The organism is Catenulispora pinisilvae, assembly GCF_015356865.1.
In the GTDB taxonomy this organism is placed as follows: Bacteria; Actinomycetota; Actinomycetes; order Streptomycetales; family Catenulisporaceae; genus Catenulispora; species Catenulispora pinisilvae.
The window spans coordinates 26,210-47,258 of record NZ_JAAFZA010000061.1 but is presented as its reverse complement, the minus strand read 5'-3'; the positions used below and the strand labels follow the sequence as shown (position 1 = coordinate 47,258).

The 21,049-nt window shown below is 69.5% G+C and carries 12 protein-coding genes; 8 read left to right on the top strand and 4 right to left on the bottom strand.

Annotation, left to right across the window (positions count from 1 at the left end):
* The first annotated feature begins 389 nt into the window (after window positions 1–389).
* The 4 genes from IZR01_RS18880 to IZR01_RS18865 all read left to right on the top strand — a co-directional run bounded on the left by IZR01_RS18880 (window position 390) and on the right by IZR01_RS18865 (window position 7,985).
* Window positions 390–2,603 carry a M9 family metallopeptidase gene (locus tag IZR01_RS18880; RefSeq protein ID WP_323747039.1) on the top strand — a complete coding sequence of 738 codons (2,214 nt, stop codon included), beginning with the start codon at window positions 390–392 and terminating at the stop codon, window positions 2,601–2,603.
* Between the two features lie 76 nt (window positions 2,604–2,679).
* A complete protein-coding gene (locus IZR01_RS18875; RefSeq protein WP_228559754.1) occupies window positions 2,680–4,380 on the top strand; it encodes an alpha/beta hydrolase in 1,701 nt (566 codons plus the stop codon).
* A 159-nt stretch (window positions 4,381–4,539) separates the two neighbouring features.
* Window positions 4,540–6,237: a DEAD/DEAH box helicase gene (locus IZR01_RS18870; RefSeq protein WP_194924580.1), complete on the top strand. Its 1,698-nt coding sequence runs from the start codon at window positions 4,540–4,542 to the stop codon at window positions 6,235–6,237.
* Between the two features lie 182 nt (window positions 6,238–6,419).
* Window positions 6,420–7,985, top strand: coding sequence for an oleate hydratase (locus tag IZR01_RS18865; protein ID WP_194893168.1), 1,566 nt, complete (start codon window positions 6,420–6,422; stop codon window positions 7,983–7,985).
* Between the two features lie 8 nt (window positions 7,986–7,993).
* On the opposite strand, the gene IZR01_RS18860 is transcribed toward IZR01_RS18865, so the two are convergent.
* Entirely contained in the window at window positions 7,994–10,357 is a 2,364-nt protein-coding gene (locus IZR01_RS18860) for an ATP-binding protein (protein ID WP_194893169.1), read from the bottom strand.
* 191 nt (window positions 10,358–10,548) lie between these two features.
* Between IZR01_RS18860 and IZR01_RS18855 the strand changes: the two genes are divergently transcribed.
* On the top strand, window positions 10,549–10,947 hold the full coding sequence (locus IZR01_RS18855) for a hypothetical protein (RefSeq protein ID WP_194893170.1): 399 nt from the start codon (window positions 10,549–10,551) through the stop codon (window positions 10,945–10,947).
* Between the two features lie 42 nt (window positions 10,948–10,989).
* On the opposite strand, the gene IZR01_RS18850 is transcribed toward IZR01_RS18855, so the two are convergent.
* The 3 genes from IZR01_RS18850 to IZR01_RS18840 all read right to left on the bottom strand — a co-directional run bounded on the left by IZR01_RS18850 (window position 10,990) and on the right by IZR01_RS18840 (window position 13,773).
* Complete coding sequence (locus IZR01_RS18850; protein WP_194893171.1) at window positions 10,990–11,547, bottom strand: cysteine hydrolase family protein; 558 nt, start codon at window positions 11,545–11,547, stop codon at window positions 10,990–10,992.
* Window positions 11,548–11,554: 7 nt separating this feature from the next.
* Window positions 11,555–13,195 (bottom strand): MFS transporter, encoded by a 1,641-nt coding sequence (locus tag IZR01_RS18845; RefSeq protein WP_194893196.1) that lies wholly within the window; start codon window positions 13,193–13,195, stop codon window positions 11,555–11,557.
* Window positions 13,196–13,323: 128 nt separating this feature from the next.
* Window positions 13,324–13,773, bottom strand: a complete 450-nt coding sequence (locus IZR01_RS18840; protein ID WP_323746227.1) for a MarR family winged helix-turn-helix transcriptional regulator — start codon at window positions 13,771–13,773, stop codon at window positions 13,324–13,326.
* Window positions 13,774–13,993: 220 nt separating this feature from the next.
* Between IZR01_RS18840 and IZR01_RS18835 the strand changes: the two genes are divergently transcribed.
* The 3 genes from IZR01_RS18835 (at window position 13,994) to IZR01_RS18825 (ending at window position 20,995) form a co-directional block, all read left to right on the top strand.
* The gene (locus IZR01_RS18835) at window positions 13,994–15,646 is read left to right on the top strand and encodes a protein kinase domain-containing protein (protein WP_194924579.1); all 1,653 of its coding nucleotides are present in this window, start codon (window positions 13,994–13,996) and stop codon (window positions 15,644–15,646) included.
* Between the two features lie 30 nt (window positions 15,647–15,676).
* On the top strand, window positions 15,677–17,257 hold the full coding sequence (locus tag IZR01_RS18830) for a TNT domain-containing protein (protein WP_194924578.1): 1,581 nt from the start codon (window positions 15,677–15,679) through the stop codon (window positions 17,255–17,257).
* Between the two features lie 276 nt (window positions 17,258–17,533).
* Complete coding sequence (locus IZR01_RS18825; RefSeq protein ID WP_194924577.1) at window positions 17,534–20,995, top strand: glycosyl hydrolase family 65 domain-containing protein; 3,462 nt, start codon at window positions 17,534–17,536, stop codon at window positions 20,993–20,995.
* Window positions 20,996–21,049 lie beyond the last annotated feature (54 nt).

Genomic DNA, 21,049 nt, shown 5'->3' with positions numbered 1-21,049 from the left:
ACCCCGCAAACTCCACCCGCCCGAAAAAGAGGCCTCCTACCCGTTCAAACCGAACCGCCCACAGCGCTGCGGTCCGGATCAAACCCGCACCGGTTCACCCCCACCTCCGCCGCCGATGTTGTGATCGACAGCCGCGAGGTGCTGTATCTCAGCCCGTTGCCCGCTATCCATCTCAGTGCAATGTTACGTATCACGCCTCGCACTCGCCCGGAGGCGCCACCCATTCCCGAGGGAGCACCATGCCCCATCGATCACCCCTGCCCAGAATCATGGCCGCGGCAGTGGCGGCTGCGGGCCTCGTCGTCGGTTTGCTGGCCAACCCCGCTTCCGCAGCCGCTCATCCGTCGGCGCATCCGTCGGCTCAGGCCCCGGTGACAATGCACGCGTCGGTGACAACGCACGCCCCGGCGACACCGCACGCCGCCAAGACTCCGCCGTTGACGGGTGCGGACACCGCTGTCGACACGCAGCAGACCGCGGATCGGACCACGCCCGAACCCGCTGTGCTCCGTGGCGCTCCCGTGAAGCTCGCGGCAAGCGCACCCTCGCCGGGATCGGCGACGGCGCGCAAGGCGACGCATGCCGGCGGCACGACCACGTCGTCCACGAAGGCCACGTCGTCCACGAAGGCCGCGGTGACTTCGTGTACCACCGCCGACTTCGCTGATAAGAGCGGCGCCGCGCTGGTCTCCTACATCGAGTCCGTCGACTGGGTCGCCTGTATCAACCCCCTGTTCTCGCTGAGCGGGTCGGACGCGAGCGCGGTGTTCAACGAGGCCAACATGGTCACGGTGGCGAACGGTGTGGGCGCCTCGGCGGCGTCCTACACCGGCGACGACTCCACTGGTCTGTATGAGCTGCTGTACTTCATGCGGGCCGGCTACTACGTCCAGTCGCAGCCGAACTCCGGAGTCCCCGCCTACGACTCCACGCTCTCCGACGCGATCAAGTCCGGGCTCACGACGCTGTTCAACAGCCCGCACTTCAGCGATGTCAGCGCCGGCAACGGCGAGGTGTTGGGCGAGGCGGTCATCACGACTGACAGCTCGCAATTGCAGGGCGACTTCCTGGACGTCTACAGCCACATCCTCAACAGCTACACCAGCGCGTGGGATGCCTACCCCACCATGGACAACGAGCTGAACAACGTCTACACGCCGCTGTGGAACGGAACCTGGAACCCGGCGTTCGTCACGGCCGTCACGGCCAATCCCGCCGTCGCCGACGCGCTGTCCACCTTCGCGCTGAACCACCTGTCCCTGCTGGGCGGGGACAACGACGTCCTGGACAGCAACGCCGGTAACGACCTGGCCCGCATGGTCGGGATCACTGCGCTGCAAAGCAAGATACGGCCGCTGGCCAAGGGGCTGCTCACCGCCTCCTCGATCACCGGCCCGACCGCCAGCCTCTGGGTGCACGTCGCCTACCAGACCGGCCAGTACGACGACCCGTCGCAGTGCTCGTACTACGGCACCTGCAACCTGACCGCGCAGCTCACCGCGGCCTCGCTGCCGATCTCCTACCCGTGCAGCAACTTCACCATCATGGCCGAGTCGCTGACGGCGCAGCAGCAGAGCGACGTCTGCACCAGCCTGGCCAACGAGGTGCCGTACTTCCAGAACCTCGACCACGCCACCGGGCCGATCCCCGGCCAGTACTTCAACGTCAAGATGGTCATCTACGGCAGCCGGGCCGACTACGTCACCTACTCGTGGGCCATCTTCGGCAACTCGACCGACAACGGCGGCGAGACGCTGACCGGCGAGCCGACGGATCCCAACAACGTCGCCTACTCCATCCTCTACCAGGAGCCGACGGACAACGGCTTCACGGCCAACGCCTGGAACCTCAACCACGAGTTCGCCCACATCCAGCAGTCGATCTACGACATGAAGGGCGACTTCGGCAGCCAGATCGCGGTGAACGACGTCTGGTGGATCGAGGGCCAGGCCGAGTACGTCTCGTACTCCTACCGCGGGGTCACCGACACCGACGCGGCCACTGAGGCGGCCAAGCACACCTACACCCTCAGCCAGCTGTTCCAGAACAACTACACCGTCGACGACACCACCCGAACCTACCCGTGGGGCTACCTCGCGGTCCGCTACATGTTCGAGAAGCACCCCGACGTCATCAACAACATGCTCAGCGACTTCCGCACCGGTGACTACACCGCCGGCTACGCGGTCTACAACAGCATCGGCACCGGCTACGACGCCGACTTCAACTCCTGGCTCGACACCATCGCCAACGGCGGCGGCGGGACGACCCCGCCGGCCTGCTCGGACTCCAATCCGCAGGCCATGGGCCAGAACTGTTCCCGCTCCAACCAGTCGGCGACCGCCGGCAACACCGACTACCTGTGGGTCGACCTGCCCGCCGGCACCAGCACGCTGACCGTCGCCACCAGCGGCGGCACCGGTAACGCGGCCCTCTACTACGACCCGGACACCTGGGCCGGCCCCAACTCCTACACCGCCAGTTCCACGAACTCCGGAACCACCCAGAGCATCACCGTCACGAACGCCACGGCCGGCTACCGGTACCTCAGCCTGTATGCGGTCTCCGACTTCAGCGGAGTCACCGTATCCACTCAGTACTGATACCGCTGTCGAAGCGTGGGCCGGGCGGTCACAAGCCGCCCGGCCCACGGGCGTCCATCCCCATAGAAGGATCGAGATGAAGAAGACCGCGGTCATCGCCATTGCCGCCGCTATAGCAACCGTCGCCGCCATCTGCGCCGTACCCGCGTCCGCGGCACTGGCCGACCCGAACGCCGCGCTTCAGGCCGAAGCCGCCAAGGACACCGGCCAGGGCACGTTGAACTGGGCGTCGTGCAATGACCCGACGACGCCTGCTCTGCAATGCGCCATGCTGGAAGTCCCGGTCGACTACAGCAAGCCGCACGGCCAGAAAATCAAGATCAAGGTGGACCGGCTGCCGGCCACCGCACCCAAGGCCAAGCAGCAGGGGCCGATCCTGCTGAACCCCGGCGGCCCGGGTGACAGCGGCCTGTGGATGCCCGCGTACATCGCCGGACAGATGCCGGCTGATGTGGCCTCGGAGTACGACTGGATCGGATTCGACCCGCGCGGCACCAACGCCAGTGATCCCCACGTGACCTGCGATGCGAGCTACTTCGACGCTGAGCGCCCGGACTATCAGGTGTCGCAGGGGACCTCGCAGGCCTGGCTGGAGAAGGACGCGAAGTACGCGGCCGACTGCGCGGCCAACTGGAGCTGGCTGCTCCCGCACATGACGACCGTGGACAACGCGCGCGACCTGGACAGCATTCGCCGGGCACTGGACGTCTCGAAGATCTCCTTCTACGGGGGATCGTGGGGTACCTCGCTCGGCTCCACCTACGGGCAGCTGTATCCCTCGCATGTGCGGCGCATGGTGTTGGACAGCATCGTCGGGCCCACGATCACCTGGTACGACCACAACATCCTGCAGGACGAGGAACACCAGCGCCGCTTCGAGGCCTTCGCCGAGTGGACCGCCAAGGCCGACGACGTCTACCACCTCGGCACCACCCCCGACGCCGTCATCAAGAACTACAACGCCGTCGAGCAGGCGCTGCGCACGAACCCTGTCGACGCTTCCCCGGCCCCGGGCAAGATCGGCCCGGCCGAGTTCGAGGACACGTTCTACGGCGGCGGCTACAACTTCCTGCGCTGGCCCCGCATGGCGACGGTCCTTTCGGCCTACCAGGTCGACCACGACACCCGGCCGTTGAACATCGCCTACAACCGCTACGCCGCCCCAGGCCCGGACGACGGCTCATTCCCGAGTTACAACGCGGTGCAGTGCACTGAGAACGCCTGGCCCCGGGACTGGGAATCCTGGAAGAAGGACCAGGCCGCGGTCAATGCGGTCGCGCCCTTCTACACCTACAACAACATGTGGTACAACGCAGCCTGCATGTTCTGGCCCTACCAGGGCAACACGGCCGGCCGCCTGCCGATCACCGGCAAGGGCCTGCCGCCGGTGCTGCTGTTCCAGGCCACCGAGGACCCGGCGACACCGTATGCGGGCGCTGTCGCGATGCACCAGGCCCTCCCGAGTTCGAAGCTGGTGGTCCAGAACGGAGGCAGCTTCCACGAGATCCTCTTCCACGGCGACGCCTGCCTCGACGACACGTTCATCGCCTATCTGCGGGACGGCACCCTGCCGAACGGCAAGGGCTTCATCGCCAAGACCTGCGCTCCCGAGCCCGATCCGGCCCCGGCGTACATCGATCCCACAGCGGCGGCCGCGAAGAGCGCGCAGACCGGCGCGACTACGTCGACCACCGCGACCACTTCGACTACCGCAGCCACGTCGACCACCGCACGAACCCCGGCCAACGATCCGGAGGCGATCGTGGGCCGGTCTTGAGACCCGTACCCAACCGACCCCGTGGTCGAAAGCCACTCGATCGGTCGGTATTGTGCGCTCTGCGACCTACCGGCGGCTGCGCGGCGCGATCATTCACGGGATACTGGCAGCGGCGGGGGTGTGTCGGGAAAGTGCGATCTGGATGACGAAGGGTCTGTCATGGCAACGGCCACCGCCGAGGAGCAGGCCGGTTTCGCTGACCTCGGTCTGAAACCGGAGATCCTGGACGCCCTGTCGGCGCTCGGCTATGAGGAGCCCACGCCGATCCAGCGCGAGACCATCCCGAGCCTGCTGGACGGCCGTGATCTGCTGGGGCAGGCCGCCACCGGCACCGGGAAGACCGCCGCGTTCGCGTTGCCGGTGATCCAGCACATCCCGCGGGACCGCAAGGGCTCCGATCCTGCCGGCCTGGTGCTCGTGCCCACCCGGGAGCTGGCCATGCAGGTGTCGGAGGCGGTCCACCGCTACGGGGCCGGGCTCGGCGTCCGGGTGTTGCCGGTGTACGGCGGGCAGCCGATCGTCCGGCAGCTGCGGGAGCTGCAACGCGGTGTCGACGTGGTGGTGGCGACGCCGGGCCGGGCGCTGGACCACATCGCGCGCGGGACGCTGCGTCTGGACGGGCTCAGGACCGTGGTCCTGGACGAGGCCGACGAGATGCTCGACATGGGGTTCGCCGAGGACATCGACGCGATCTTGGACAACGCGCCGTCCGAGCGCCAGACGGTGCTGTTCTCCGCCACGATGCCGCGCCGGATCGACGCCCTGGCCAGGCGGCACTTGAAGGATCCGGTCCGGGTGCGGATCGAGCGCGAGGAGCCGGCGGCCGGCGAGGCCCCGCGGGTCCGGGAGATCGCGTTCGTGGTGCCGCGGGCGCAGAAGGCGGCCGCGCTCGGCCGGGTGCTGGACGTGGAGGCGCCGGAGGCCGCGATCGTCTTCTGCCGGACCCGCGAGCAGGTCGACCAGCTCTCCGAGACCCTCAACGGCCGCGGGTACCGCGCGGAGGCGCTGCACGGCGGCCTGAGCCAGGAACAGCGGGACCGGGTGATGGGAAGGCTGCGGGCCGGGACCGCGGATCTGCTGGTCGCCACCGACGTCGCCGCCCGCGGACTGGACGTCGAGCAGCTGACGCACGTGGTCAACTACGACGTGCCCTCCGCCCCCGAGTCCTACGTGCACCGGATCGGCCGGGTCGGCCGGGCCGGCCGCGAAGGCGTGGCCATCACGCTGGCCGAGCCGCGTGAGCACCGGATGCTCAAGTCCATCGAGCGGACGATCCGGCGGCGCATCCCGGTGGAGAAGGTGCCGACCGTCGCCGATCTGCGTACCCGCCGATTGGAGCTGACTCAGGCCGCGTTGCGGGAGAGCCTGCTGGAGGACGCAGACCTCGACCGGTTCCGGGTCGTGGTGGAGACCCTCGCGGACGAGTTCGACGTGATGGACGTGGCCCTGGCCGCGGTGAAGCTGGTGCACGAGGCGGGCGGCTCGGCGACGGACGAGGAGGACATCCCCGACGTGGCGGTGCCCGAGCGGTCGCAGGCGCAGCGTGCGGTGCCTGGTGGCCGGGCGCCTGACGGCCGGGCGTCAGGTGGACGCCGGGAGCGGCGCCAGCCCGGCGCGGGCACGGCACGGCTGTTCGTCGGGGCGGGGCGGGCAGCGGGCATCCGGCCGCAGGACCTGGTCGGCGCGATCGCCGGCGAGTCGCGGCTCAGCGGCCGGGACATCGGGGCGATCGAGATCGCCGACCGCTTCTCCCTGGTCGAGGTCCCCCAGGACGCGGTCGAGGAGGTCATTCAGGTGCTGCGGCGCGCGACCATCAAGGGGCGTCGGCCGATCGTTCGCCGGGACCGGGATCGATGAGCCGTCCGGTGGCGGGCGGCGATGGTGCCCGCGTCGATCGGGTGCTCTAGCCGGCGCGGTTCGCCCTGGTGGGTGTCCGGTAGCCCGAATGCGTGGATCTGGCGCGCTTGGTAGCGCACGCACATACCGTCGGCCCCGTTGTGTGTCGGTGACGCGTGAACCGAGGAGAGCGGGACTCAGCCATGGCGAAGGCGTATCTGGTCGGCAGCGGCATCGCGTCCCTGTCCGCGGCGGCGTTCCTCATCCGCGACGGTGGGTTCGCCGGGGCGGACATCGTGATTCTGGACGAACAAGACCGCGTCGGCGGCAGCCTGGACGCGTCCGGGTCGCCGGAGACCGGCTACACGATGCGCGGCGGCCGGATGTTCGAGCTGCATTTCCAGTGCACCTATGATCTGCTGGCCTCCATCCCGTCGCTGGACGACCCCACCAAGTCGGTCACCGAGGACACGTTCGCGTTCCACGACGATTTCGCCTGGGACGACCACGCCCGCCTGGTCGACGCCGAGGGAAAGGTCATCGACGCCCATTCGATGACGTTCACCGAGCGCGACCGCCTGGAGCTGGTGAAGTGCGTGGCCACGCCGGAGCGGATGCTGGACGGCAAGCGCATCTCGGATCTGTTCCATCCCGAGTTCTTCACCACGAACTTCTGGGCGATGTGGTGCACCACCTTCGCCTTCGAGCCCTGGCACTCGGCGATCGAGTTCCGGCGCTACCTCAACCGGTTCGTCCACCTGTTCAAGACCTTCGACACCATGTCCGGGATCTACCGCACCAAGTTCAATCAGTACGACTCGATCGTCCGGCCGCTGCTGAAATGGCTGACCGACCAGGGTGTCACCGTCCAGCTCGGCACCCGCGTCACCGACATCGGCCTGGCGGACGGCAAGGCCCTGACCGCCGAGTCGCTCACCTGGGAGCGGGCCGGGAAGGCCGAGCAGATCCCGCTGGCCGGCGACGATCTGGTCCTGGTGACCAACGGGTCGATGACGGCGAACTCGACCCTCGGTTCCACCGACACCGCCGCCGTCCTGGACACGGCGGCCGCCAGCGGTTCGTGGGCGCTGTGGGAGTCTCTCGCCGCGAAGCGTCCCGGGCTCGGCAACCCGAGCGTGTTCACGTCGAGCGTCCCGGACTCGACCTGGGAGTCGTTCACCGTCACGACGAAGGATCCGATGTTCTTCAAGCTGATGGAGGAGTTCTCCGGCAGCGAGGCCGGCAAGGGCGGCCTGATCACGTTCAAGGATTCGAAGTGGCTGCTGACGATCGTCTTGAACCATCAGCCGCACTTCCGCGAGCAGCCCGCCGACACGTTCGTGTGGTGGGGATACGCCCTGTTCCCGGACAAGGACGGCGACTTCGTGAACAAGCACATGTCGGCGTGCACCGGCCGGGAGATTCTGGACGAGGTGCTGCGGCATCTCGACTTCGCCGAGCGCGAGCAGATCCTGGACGGATCGATCGTCCGGCCGGCGCTCATGCCGTACATCACCAGCCAGTTCCTCGTCCGCTCGCACGGCGACCGCCCCGACGTCGTCCCGGCCGGCTCCACCAACTTGGCGTTCATCGGCCAGTACGCCGAGGTCCCCGATGACGTCGTGTTCACCGTCGAGTACTCGGTCCGCACCGCCCAGACCGCCGTGGCCGCCCTGCTGAACCTCGACACCGGGCCCAAGCCCGTCTACAAGGGCCAGCACGACCCCAAGGTCCTTGTCGAGGCGTTGCAGACCCTGCACAGGCGCTGACAGCCCTTTCACCCAGGGCTGCGAAACAGTGAGGTCTGTGCCGTGAACGTCGCGTCGAGGTCGGCCCGAAGCCTTCGAAGATAGGCGTCATCGACGTCGTCGACGATGAGCGATGCCTCCTCCCAGGCCGCGCGCGCGTCGGCGTGGTGACCGAGGCCGAGCAGGGCGCTGCTCAGGCCCAGCAGGCTCTCGGCGCGGCCGGTGTGGTCGCCGATGGTTCGGCGGAGGTTCGCAGCCTGAGCGAGGAGTCTGACGGCTTCGCGGCTGTTGCCCTGGTCGCGCTGCGAGGTGCCCAGTTCGTTGGTGGCGTAGGCGAGGGTGTAGAGCTCGTCGGCGGCCCGGGCGATCTGCACGGCCTCGGTGAGGTGGCGGTCGCCTTCAGCGGGTCCGGCGCACTGCCGGAGGATCAGACCCAGGTTGATCAGGTCTTTGGCGATGAGGTCCGGTTCGCCGATGCCGCGGGAGATCGCGAGTGCCCGCTCGATGAGGCTCGCGGCTTCCTGCGGGCGGTCGGCTTTCACCAGTGCCGCGCCGTAGGCGGTGTAGGCGTTGTTGAGGATCCGGGGATCTTGAAGGTGCTCGGCGGCTGCCACGCAGCGCTGTCCGGCGTCCAGGGCTTCGTCTTGAAGATGCAGCCGTCCCAGGGCGAAGGCCAAGGTGCTCAAGGCTCGCGCGTTGCCCGCTATGTCCCCGATCCGTCGGGTGCGCTGTTCGATGATGCGGCATAACTCGGCCTGGTCGGACCACAGCATCTCCGCGAAGAGGTACTCAGAGGTCTGTAGGGCCAGCGCATGTGCCTCCGGCCCCGCGAGGGCGGTATCGGCCAGGGTGACGGCGGCGAGCAGGTTGGGGCGTTCATCACGGAACCAGCGTTTGGCGGCGTCCAGGTCGTCGAAGGCTGGTATCGCGCCGTAGGCCGGGATCTCGGGCAGCGCCCGTTGCAGTGCACGTGGCGTTCGGTATGGCAGGTGGTCGGCCGCTGCTGCCACCGCGTGGATATACCAGCGCAGGCATCGAGTGACGGCCGCTGTCTGTTCCTCCGGTGAGAGTTCCCGGACGGCGAGCTCAGCGGCGAAGCCCCGCAGCAGGTCGTGAAGGTGGTAGCGGCCGGGACCCGAGGTCTGGACCAAGTACGAGTCGACCAGGGTCTCCAATGTCTCCTGCGCCCGGTCCTCATCGATGCCGGCGAGCGCGGCGGCCGCCGCGGCGCTGATGCTCGGCCCGGTCACCAAACCGAGCAAGGCGAACAGATGAGAAGGCGAAGGCCGGGCGTCGGCGTCGGGCGGGAGCGCGGCGAGGCTGACCTCGAAGCTCGTCCGGACGGCCAGGTCGCCGATCCGCAGCTCGTCCAGCCGGCGGTTCTGGTCGGCGAGCCGGGTGGCCAGGGTCGCGACCGACCACGACGGCCGGGCCCGCAGTCGCGCGCCGGCGATGCGCAGCGCGAGCGGCAGACCGGCGCAGGCGTGCAGGATCTGGGCCGTGGCCGACGGTTCCGCGCGCAGCCGTTCGGCCCCGACGACCTCCTCCAGCATCGTCAGCGCGTCGAACTCCGCCAGCGGCTCCAAGTCGAGCCGGACGCCGCCGGGCAACTCGGCGAGGCGATTGCGGCTGGTGACCAGGACCGCGCAGCCGGCGGTCGCCGGGAGCAGCCGGGACAGGTGGGCGGTGTCCTTGGCGTTGTCGATGACGATCAGCATCCGCTTTCCGGCCAGCAGGCTGCGGAACCGGGCGGCGAGGGCGTCGGTTCCGGCCGGCTGCGCGTCGGCCGGTTGCGCGTCGGTCGGTGTGCCGAGTTCGCTGAGCCAGCCGCGCAGGACGTCGGCGGGGTCGCGCGGGGTGGCGCCCATGCCGTGCAGGTCGACGAACAACTGGCCGTCGGGAAACCGGCCGGCGAGCTGATGGGCGACGGCCACGGCCAGCGAAGTCTTGCCCACCCCGCCGCTCCCGGTCACCGCCGCGATCGCGGCCTGCCCGGGCCGGCCGGCGTCCTTGGTCAGGGCGCTGCGAAGGAAGCCGATCTGCTCGGCCCGCCCACTGAAGTCGCCGATGTCCGCGGGGAGTTGTGCCAGGCGGGCGGCCGGCGGCGGTGCAGGTGTCGGTGCCGGGTTCAGGTTCAGGTTCAGGTTCGGGTCCGGGTTCGAAAGAGCACGTCCGGCGTCCGGAACCCGGCCGTAGTGGCTCAGCAGGCCGCGGACTCGCTCAAGCTCGGCCAGCCAGTGGGAGACGTCCCCGCCGCAGGCCGTGACGAACGCCGCGGTGACCTCACGGCTGGGCAGGGTGTTTCCGGCCGCGGCCCGAGACAGGGTGGCGATCGAGAAGTGCGTCCGGGCGGCCAGGGTCTGGTAGGACGGCGATCCGGCGGCCGCGCGCACGCTTCGCAGTCCCGCCGCGAACGCTGAAAGCGGGCCGTCCGCCTCTCTGAGAGGTCTTTCCCTGCGTCCCATCGCGGCGGCATCCCTTGAGGCGTCAGTGAGTTGTTTCAAGATTTTTGCACGGCCGGGCCAACAATCTGACGCCTCCCTAGGCTCGGGGGCGTCCTCGAACCAGAACGGGAAGGGAAACCATGCGCACTCGACGCATTCTCGCCACCGCCGCGACCGGGCTCACCGCGGCCGCGATCACCATCGGCGTTCCGGCCGCCGCGTCCGCGTCCAGCGGCGGCGGCTGCACCACCCGTAACGGCGTCGCGGCCTGCATCAGTGCCGACGGAACGGGCGTGAAGCCCGACGCGTACCTCAACTCCCTGCCCGGCGGGTGCTCGTCGGTCCTCATGTACGTGATGAACGACAACACCGGAGACCTGGTCTGGCAGACCAACCTGCCCTGTAAGACCGGTCACTATGGCCCCTGGCATCTGACCGGCTCCAACGGGACCGGCTACACCACCTACATCGAATACACCTCCAAGACGAGTGGCCAGTCGGAGGAAGTCGTCTCTCCGAACGAGCGGTTCAGCAACTAGCCTCGTCCTGAAGCGGATCAGCTGCCTCACCCGCCGACGGTCTTACCCGCCGACGGTCTTGGCCCACTCCTCGACGGTGCGGACGTCGGCCTGCCGCGGGAACACCTTCTCGGTGAGCACCCGGTGCACCTCCGGGTCGCCGTCCAGGCAGCCGTCGGCCAGGACGGTGAGGCCGAAGTCCAGGTCGGCGGCCTGGCGCAGGGTGGACAGCACGACGCCGCTGGTGGCGATGCCGGTGAGCACCAGGTGCCGGACGTCGCCGGCCCGGAGCACGAGGTCGAGGTCGCTGCCGGTGAACGCGCTCACCCGCTTCTTGGTGACGATGACGTCGCCGGGCAGCGGGGCGACGTCCGGGTGGATCTGGGCACTGACATCGCCCTCGGCGAACCCGCCGCGCTGCGCCAGCGCGCCGAAGGTCTTGTTGTGACGGCTGATCTCCGGATGTCCGGGGCGGAACCCGACCACCACGTAGACGACGGGGATGCCGGCCGACCGGGCGGCGTCGATCGCGCGCCGCAGGCGCGGCAGGTAGTCGGCGTCCGGGTGGCGGTCCATGATGGCCTGCTGCACGTCCATCACGAGCAGGGCGGTCTCCGGCATGTTTTGCTCATCCTTCTTTCGTCGGGACGACCGGCTGTTCCGGTCCGGCCTGGTGGTGGCGGCCGCGGAGCACCGAGGCGAGTGCCCCGATCAGTGACATCGCCGCGGCCGCGCTGAAGACGGTGACCAGTCCGTGGTGGAAGGGCCCGGAGACCAGTTCGGGGAAGAACCGGTTGCCGGTCAGGGTCTGGACGCTGTGTGCCGGCAGGGTGTGCAGGACACCGCTGGGCGCGAGGAGCTGGGCGATCGGGTTCTTGCCGAGGAACGTGGCGAACAGCGTGCTCACCGGTGGCAGCCCCGCGACCTGGTGGGCTGTGTCCGCCGGCACGCCTTGGGCTTGAAGGCCGGTGCTCAGGGTGCGCGGCAGCGAGCTGGCCAGACCCGCGATCATCAGGGAGAAGAACAGGCCGATCGACAACGCGGTGCCGGAGTTCTGGAACGTCGCGCGCATCCCGGAGGCGACGCCGCGCTGATCCGGCGGCACGCTGCCCATGATCGCCGAGGTGTTCGGGGCCGAGAACATCCCCTGGCCGATTCCGCTGAGCAGAAGCAGGGCCGCGAACGCCGGGTACGGGAAGTCCACCGGCAACAGCAGCAGGCCGACGAACGCGGCGGCGACCAATATCAGGCCGGTGGTGGAGAACAGCCGCGCGCCGAACCGGTCCGACAGGTACCCGGACAGTGGTCCGGCGATGAGGAATCCGACGGTCAGCGGGAGCATGAAGATGCCGGCCCACAGCGGGGTGCGTTCGAAGTCGTAGCCGTGCAGCGGCAGCCAGATGCCTTGCAGCCAGATGATCAGCATGAACTGAAGCCCGCCGCGGGCGATCGCGATGAGCAGCGCCGCCAGGTTCCCGGCGGCGAACGCGCGGATGCGGAACAGCCCGATGTTGAACATCGGCTCGGCGATGCGCGTCTCGGCGACGCAGAACACGACCAGCAGCAGCACCCCGCCGATCAGACCGCCCAGGACCCAGGGATTCGTCCAGCCCGTCGAGTGGCCGCCGTAGGGCTGGATGCCGTACGTGATGGCGGCGAGCAGCGAACCGGCTCCGGCGGTGAAGGTGATGTTGCCGACCCAGTCGATGCGGCCGGGCTTGCGGGTGCCGACCTCCCGCAGGCTGCGGTAGGACCAGATGGTCCCGATCACGCCGATCGGCACGCTGACCCAGAAGACCGCGCGCCAGTCGATGGCCGCGAGCAGACCGCCGGCCAGCAGGCCCAGGAACATCCCGGCCAGCGCGGTGATCTGGTTGACGCCCAGGGCCATACCGCGCTGTCGGGCCGGGAAGGCGTCGGTGAGGATCGCCGCCGAGTTCGCCGTCAGCATCGACCCGCCGACGGCCTGCACGACGCGGAACCCGATCAGCCACAGCGCGCCGCTGCCGCCCTTCAGCGGGTCGACCGACAAGGCCAGCGAGGCGCAGGCGAAGATCGCGAACCCCATGTTGTACATCCGGACCCGGCCGAACATGTCGCCGAGGCGGCCCAGGGCGACCACGAGGACCGCGGAGACCAGCAGGTAGCCCAGGATCATCCAGAGCAGGTAGCCGATGTTGCCGGGCGCGAGCGGATCCAGGTGGATGCCGCGGAAGATCGCCGGCAGCGAGATGATGACGATCGAGCCGTCCACGGCGGAGATCAGCACGCCCAGCGTCGTGTTGGACAGCACGACCCACTTGTAGCGGTCGTCCTCGGCGCCGACACCCGCGTCGCGGACACCCTTGTCGCGGCCGTCCGCGGCGCGGACGCCGGAGCGGTCCTTCGGCGCGGATCTCACAGCCGCTCCGCGAGCCGGTCCAGCAGCGGCAGCACGGCGAGCATCGTGTGTCGTTCGGCCGGCGTGAACTCCGTGTCGAGGGCCGCCGCTATTCGCTGTACCGATTCCGACCGGCGGTCCGCGAGCAGAGCCCGGCCCGCGTCCGTCACGGCGATGACCACCCGGCGGCCGTCGCCGGCGTGCTGCCGACGGCTCACCAAGCCCCGCTGCTCCAGGTTCGCCAAGGTCGCCGCCATGGCCTGCGGGCGTACCCGCTCGGACTCGGCGAGCGAGCCGGGGGAGTCCGGGCCCTCCCGATCCAGCCGGGACAGGACGGACAACTCGGAGAGCGCCACGTTCCCCACGGCGTGGGCCTGCCGCACACTGCGCGCGATACGGCCCACGACCAGCTGTAACTCCGCTGCCAGCTCTTCCACGCCGGTCGCGCGTCGAGTGATCTCGTCCACAAGTAGTTACTTTAGTTTAATTAAGTCGATGTAACTACCCGTGTGACTGACAGTTGCCGCCTTGACAACGCCCACCTGGTAGGCCTACCAGGCCTGACGAGCCGGGCACCGCGCGCCGCGAGGACCGGTCCTGGGGCTTTCGCTACACCCTGATCATCCGCTCTGTTAAGGTCCCACCCGGGCCAGGCGACGGGGCGAGCGGATAGCAGGGGGAGTCGGGATGAAGCCTTTGCAGGATTCTGATCCCCGGAGCATCGGCCCCTACCAATCCCTCGGTGTGTTGGGCGCGGGCGGCATGGGGCGCGTCTATCTCGGTGTCGACGAGGACGGCCATCAGGCGGCTGTGAAGGTGGTCTACGCCGACCTCGTCCGGGACGAGGACTTCCGCAAGCGCTTCACGCGCGAGGCGTCCGCGACCGCCGCGGTGAGCGGGCGGTTCATCGCCCGGATCGTCGCCGCAGACTTGGAAGCCACGCCGCCGTGGCTGGCCACGGAGTACATCGACGGCCCGTCGCTGCACGATGTGGTGGCCAAGCAGGGCGGCGCGCTGCCGCCGAGCCGGGCGCAGGAGATCGCCGCGAGTCTGGCCGAGGCGCTGGACACCATCCATGCGGCCGGGGTGGTGCACCGCGACGTCAAGCCGGCCAACGTCCTGCTCGGCCCGGACGGGGCCTACCTCATCGACTTCGGCATCGCCCGCGAGGCCGCCGCCAGCACCATCACCCGCACCGGGACGGTCGTCGGCACGCCGCCGTTCATGGCGCCGGAGCAGATCCGCGGACATCGGACCCTGGGGCCGCCGGCGGACATCTTCGCGCTCGGCGGCGTGCTCGCCTTCGCCAGCACCGGGCGGCATCCGTTCGGCGAGGGCGACAACACCTCGCTGGCGTACCGGATCGTGCACGAGGCGCCGGACCTCGACGGGGTCGAGGACGAGATCGTCAAGGCTCTGATATTGGCGTGTCTGGCCAAGAAGCCCGAGGACCGGCCGACGGCCGGCCAGGTCCAGGCGCGGCTCAGCGCGGTGGCGACGCGGATGCTCGGGGCGCCGGCGGAACACGGGGCCGCCTCGGAGGCCACGGTGGCGATCGACGGCGCCGAACCGCTGCCCCCCGCCGAGACCCCGACCGAATCCTTGCCTCCGACCGAATCCCTGCCTCCGACTGGACAACGTCGCCGACGCTGGACCATGGTCGCCCTGGCGACGGCCGCGGTCCTGGTCGTCAGTGCCGGAATACTCGGGGCGGGTCTGGGCGGCAGCAAAGGGCCGAGCGATTCCGGCAAGGCGGCGCTCGGCGGCGGCAAGTACCCCGGTGCGGCGACAGATTCATCTTCTTCGTCCAGTTCGCCGGCGCCCGGTGCCACGAGTCCCGACCCGCCGGTCGGCACGCCGGGATCCCATTCGGCCGCCCTGCCGTCGACGACCGGCACCACGACCGTCTCGCAGACCTCCACCACCTCACAGTCGGTGCCGAACCCCACGACGACGAGCTCTTCGGCCCGGAAGCCACCGTCTTCCCCGCCGACCAGCAAATCCGTTCCCCCGCCGCCGGCCAGCAGCCAGCCCCACGGAAGCGCACCCCAGCCACCGACCGGCGCGACCGCCACGGCCGGGACGTTGAGCAACTTCAGCGGCTTCGTGGTGACCATCGCCTGGCAGCCGGTGAGCGGTGCGACCAGCTACGACATCCACTACACGAACAACGGCACGTCGACCGGCGGCACGACCACGGACACCATCTACCACGCCGCCGACAACAGCTACCCGGTGACCGGTTGGCAGGCCTACCCGACGGGATATTGCTACTCCGTCCGCGCGGTGAACGCGTACGGGGTCTCGGCTTGGGACTCGGGCAGTCCGAACTGCGACTGAAAAGGCCTGTGGCGGAAAGGAAGACTCTCGATGGCACGTGATCACGACCAGTGGCAAGCGCTCACTTACGAGGCGGGATACGCACTCGTCGACGCGGCTCCGGAGGGCTGGCGGCAGATCGAGCTGTTCAGCCGGGTCACCGCCGAGTCGCAGGACTTCACGCTCACCGTGCTGATGGCCGACGGCGGGCGGGCCGCGGTCGAGATCCCGGCCGCGGCGACCCAAGCGGTGCTCGGCATCCGTGACGCCTACTACGTCGAGGGCGAAGGCACCTGGTTCTCGATGCGGTTCCTGATAGACGCGCCGAGCAAGCTGCACCTGTTGTACAACCTGGACTGGGACCCGGACTGGGAGCCGGGCGTGGACCCCTCCGCCTGGGTGCGCGACCTGGAGCGCTATCCGCGCGACGCGTTCCACCTTCCGCCGTGGCTGCGGGAGAAACTCGCCGAGGCCGGGGCCGAGGTCCCGCCGGCGCCGCCGGAAGTGGTGGAGCTGCCACTGGATCCCGAGGGCCAGAACCAGATCTGGATGGACCTTTCGAACCGCATTGTGCTGACCGTGCCGGCCGACTGGCAGCAGGTGCTCCTGACCTACCGCGTCGTCGGCGACCACGTCGAGCTGCCCGTGATGGTACGCCGAGCCACCGATGGCGGCTTGTACCTCTGGGAGCCGCCCGCGGAGGTCGCCGAGATGCTGGCGAAGCTGCGGGCCGGGATGTACCGGGAGGGCCGCGGCACCTGGTTTCAGGTCGGCGGGACGATCGATATGAGATCGCACACGGAGTTCGCCTATGTGTGGGATACCGAGCCGTCCTGGGACGGGGCCCCGCCGACCGCGGCGCTCGCGCGCGAGCTGGAATTGTTCCCTCGGACGGGCGTGAACCTGCCGGAGTGGATCGCCGAGCGCGTCGGCGCGGCGGCCGGGGCGACACTGGGTGCCGTGACCGACCCGAAGACGGCCGAGACCGAGGCGTTGCGCGCGGCCGAGGACGCCGCCGCGGAACTGGGCCTGGATCCCGCCCGCTACCGGATCGGCGAGGTCGCCGACGGGGCCTGGTGCCTGGTGTCCGAAGCGAACGGCTGGGCGGTGTTCCTCGCCGTGGGCGGGGAACGCTTCCAGGGCGCGGAGTTCGCGACCGTGCAGCACGCGGTGCGGTACTTCGTCGGGCACCTGTACCTGAACCGTTCCGCGTTCCGGGACGAGCTGGCGCCGGACGCCAAGCGGCGCACCGATGAGTGGCCGATCCAGCCGCTCGGCGGCGATGCGGGACTCCAGGTCTACAGCGGGAAGCGGATCCTCACCCTGCCGCCGGGCACCGAGATGGACCGCTACGGCGAACCGGCGGGCAACACGCTGTACGCCGTGGGCACCGAGTGGACGTACCGTTCGCAGCCGTCGAACGTCCGCGAACGCGAGTACCACGTGTACCGGCTGCGCCGCCCGGTGCGCGGGATCGTCGGCTCGCCGATCCCCTGGTACGACGAGGCGGGTGGCGGCACCGTGTATGTGCTGGAGCGCTCGGTGGCCGACCTGCTCGCCGACGGTTCGCTCGAACCCGTCGAACAGCCGACCGTTCGCCAGCCGACGGTCCACCCGCCCGCGCAGGGCTAGGGCTAGGACACCGCGAGCAACGCGAAGGTCGGCAACGCGAAGGTCGGCAACGCGAAGGTCAGCAATACGAAGGTCGGCAACGCGAAGGTCGGCAACACGAAGGTCGGCGACGCCACGGGACCAGTCCGGGAGTGCGACGCCGGTCGATCTTGACACGCAGGTAAGCGGTCTCCATAGTTCATACCTGTTTCATCCCGTGTCATTCTTGTCTCATCCTGTTGGTTTCTCATGGGTTGGGTACGCCGGCTCATGGGCGCCGCTGAAGGAGTCGACCGCATGAGATCCGCGCCGCGCAGAAAGCTGCATGTCCGTGTCCTGCGACTGTGCCACGTCGCCACCGCGGCGGTCGTCGGGCTGGCCGTGGCCTTCACACTGGCGGAGGCGCCCGCCGCCGGGGCCTTGCCCGCGGCGGCTGCGCGGGGCCAGGGGGCTGCTGCGGACTCATGGGTGCTGAGCAACACCTCCTATGCGCCGGGCGACTACACGCAGGAGCCGTTCGTGGGCAACGGCTATCTCTCCCAACGGGTGCCCGCCATCGGCGCCGGTTTCGAGGGCGACGGCGATCTCGGCACGGGCAACTGGCCGTTGGGCAATCCTCGTTCGACCACCGCTCTGGTCGCCGGGGTGTACGAGACGGACGCCGGCGACGCGACCGACTACATCTCCACGTTGCCGACCTGGTCGGACCTGTCCTTCAGCGTCGACGGCCACGTGCTGGACGCCCGGGTCCCGGCCAGCCAGATCAGCCGGTTCCGGCAGACGCTCGCGATGCAGTCGGGCACTGTCACCACCACGTTCGTGTGGACGCCCGCGCCGGGCCGGTCCGCGATCGTGACGTTCGAGGTGCTGGCCAACCGCGACCGCATGCATCTGGGCCAGGTTCGGGCGAGCATCACGCCGATGTGGAGCGGGAGCCTTTCGGTCGTCTCCCTGCTCAACGGCGCCGGTGCGCAGCGGATCACGCCGACGGTGCGCGCGGTGGACACCTCGGCCGACACCTCGACCGTCCAGCTGACCACGCCGGGGCGCGCCACCGCCGTCGCGGAGACCGCCCGGCTGGTGGCCGGCCCGGGAGTGAAGGTGTCTCAGCGCACTGCCGTACTGCCGGCTGACGACGCCGCCACGGCGGGGGAGCAGTGGGCGGTGCCGGTGCGGGCCGGTTCGAGCTACGTGTTCACCAAGTACGTCGGCATCTCGACGTCCAACGATCCCGGCGACCCGCTGAGCGTGGCGCGCGACACGGTCGCCCAGGCCGTCGCGACCGGCTGGCAGGGACTGCTCGCCGCCCACACGGCGCAGTGGGCCGCGCTGTGGAAGCGGCACGTGACGGTCGACGGCCAGCCCTCGGTGCAGGCGGCGGTGAACAGTTCCTACTACCTGCTGTACTCAAGCCTGCGGGCCGGCGTGAGCTACAGCATCCCGCCCGCCGGGCTCTCCAGCGACAACTACGGCGGTGAGATCTTCTGGGACGCCGACACGTGGATGTTCCCCTCCCTGCTCGCGCTGCATCCGGAGCTGGCGAAGTCCATCGTGATGTTCCGCCACGACACCATCGCCTCCGCCGAGGCCAACGCCCGATCGGCCGGCTACCAGGGCGGCTCGTGGGCCTGGGACAACGGTCCCAGCGGAACGTGCGGCGGCCTGGCGCCGTGCAGCGGCTATGAGGACCACCTCCAGTCGGACATCTCCCTTGCCCAGTGGCAGTACTACCAAGCCACCGGCGACAAAGCCTGGCTCGGCAGCGATGGCTTCCCGGTCATCAAGGACGTCGCCGAGTTCTGGACCAGCCGCGTGAAGAAGGGCTCTGACGGCAAGTACCACATCGACGGCGTCACCGGTCCCGACGAGTACACCGCCGGCGTCAACGACGAATCGGCGACGAACGCCGGGGCGATCGTCGCGCTGCGCGACGCCGTGGCCGCGGCGCAGGCGCTGGGTGTGGCCCCGGACCCGGCGTGGTCGGCCATCGCCGCGAACGTCTACGTCGCGACCGACGCCGACGGCACCCACCCCGAGTACCCCGGATACACCAGCCAGACGGTCAAGCAGGCGGACACCGTGCTGATGACCTATCCGTTCGGCTACGTCACCGACACCAAGACCGCCGCGGCCGACCTCGACCGGTACATGCCCGTCACCGACCCGGGCGGCCCGGCGATGACCGCGTCGGCGGAGGCGGTGATCGCGGCCCAGGTCCAGCAGCCGGGCTGCCTGGACTACACGCTGTTCCAGGACTCCTATCTGCCGTTCCTGCGCGGCGGGTTCGACCAGTTCAACGAGACCCAGTACCTGACGCCGTCCGGCGGCCAGAGCAACCCGGCGTTCGATTTCGCGACCGGGGCCGGCGGATTCCTCCAGACCCTCTCCTACGGATTCGCAGGACTGCGGTGGAACAGCGACGCGCTGTGGCTCGACCCGACCCTGCCGCCGCAGCTCTCCTCCGGGATCACCATCGCGGGACTGCAATACCAGGGCCGTAGCGTCGACGTGCGCATCAAGCCGGGACAGACACTCGTCACGCTCACCTCGGGCGCGCCGATCACCCTCGACTCGCCCGCCGGCCCGCGGACTCTGGCACCGGGCCGACCGGTCGCCCTGGCGACCGCCCGACCGGACCTGAGCCCGACGGACGACGCCGCCCGGTGCCAGGCCGCTTCGGCGTCGTCGTCGCAGACCATTGACCAGCCGGCCGCGGCGGTCGACGGCAACAGCGTCACCACCTGGGCTGCGGCCGATACCGACTCCTCCTACACGGTGACGCTGGCCCACCCGGTCAAGACGGGCCACGCCCACGTTCTCTGGGGGCCGACGAGGCCGGCCGCCTATGCGGTTCGCGTGCAATCGCCTTCCGGGAGCTGGCAGCAGGTCGCCACCGGGTCCGTACCGGCGGCCGGAGATCTCGACCCCACTTGGTCCCCGGTGCCCGCCCGCGCCATCGAGCTCACCTTCGCCGGAGGCAGCCCGGCCAGCATCGCCGAACTGAACGTGCCGAACGCGGCGGCCCCCGACTTGGTGACCGCGCTCAGTACACCGGAGGCAATGGCGCCCGGCTCGTCGGCCGAGATCACGCAGACGGTGAAGTCGGTGGGGGGAGCGGACGCCACGAACGTGAGTACCGCGTTCTCGCTGCCGACCGACTGGACGGTCACCCCCGAATCGGTCGCGACGACCGTCCCCAAGGGCGCGACCGTCGTCGACAAGTGGACGGTGAGCGCGCCGGCCGGCCAAGCCCCGGCCCGGGTCCCGGTCACCGCGACGACCACCTGGCAGGGGACGAACGCCGTCGACGCGGCCACGTCCACCACCGCCGTGTACGTGGCGGCGCCCGTGCCGGCCGGCACCGCGGCCCAAGCCGAGAGCTCGATACTGAGCGGCGGCGCGTCCGTCGCGAACGACCACACCGGCTACACCGGCACCGGCTTCGTCGGCGGCCTCTACACCGGCGCGGCGATCACGGCCGTCGTCTCCGTGCCGAGCGCCGGCCAGCACCAGGTCACCGTCCGGTACGCCAATTGGACCGGCGGCCAGAGCCCGCCCTACCTCACCACCACCCGGACGATCAGCCTGGCCGCCGGGGGATCGACCCAGCAGTTCTCGCTCCCCGTGACCGGCGGTTGGGACACGTGGTCGACGGTCACCGCCGACGTCAGCCTCCCGGCGGGCGACGACGTGATCCAGCTCCTCGTCGGTCCGAACGACTCCGGGAGCGTTAACGTCGACAGCGTGCTTGTCGGGTGAGGAAACTGAGTCCCCATCACCATGGGCTCCAGTAATCGACGGCGATGACTTCCG

Excerpts from the sequence above, each read along its gene's own strand:
- IZR01_RS18875 (WP_228559754.1), top strand. The coding sequence starts at position 2,680 with ATGAAGAAGACCGCGGTCATCGCCATTGCCGCCGCTATAGCAACCGTC.
- IZR01_RS18870 (WP_194924580.1), top strand. The coding sequence starts at position 4,540 with ATGGCAACGGCCACCGCCGAGGAGCAGGCCGGTTTCGCTGACCTCGGT.
- IZR01_RS18865 (WP_194893168.1), top strand. The coding sequence starts at position 6,420 with ATGGCGAAGGCGTATCTGGTCGGCAGCGGCATCGCGTCCCTGTCCGCG.
- IZR01_RS18855 (WP_194893170.1), top strand. The coding sequence starts at position 10,549 with ATGCGCACTCGACGCATTCTCGCCACCGCCGCGACCGGGCTCACCGCG.
- IZR01_RS18850 (WP_194893171.1), bottom strand. The coding sequence starts at position 11,547 with ATGCCGGAGACCGCCCTGCTCGTGATGGACGTGCAGCAGGCCATCATG.
- IZR01_RS18835 (WP_194924579.1), top strand. The coding sequence starts at position 13,994 with ATGAAGCCTTTGCAGGATTCTGATCCCCGGAGCATCGGCCCCTACCAA.
- IZR01_RS18830 (WP_194924578.1), top strand. The coding sequence starts at position 15,677 with ATGGCACGTGATCACGACCAGTGGCAAGCGCTCACTTACGAGGCGGGA.
- IZR01_RS18825 (WP_194924577.1), top strand. The coding sequence starts at position 17,534 with ATGAGATCCGCGCCGCGCAGAAAGCTGCATGTCCGTGTCCTGCGACTG.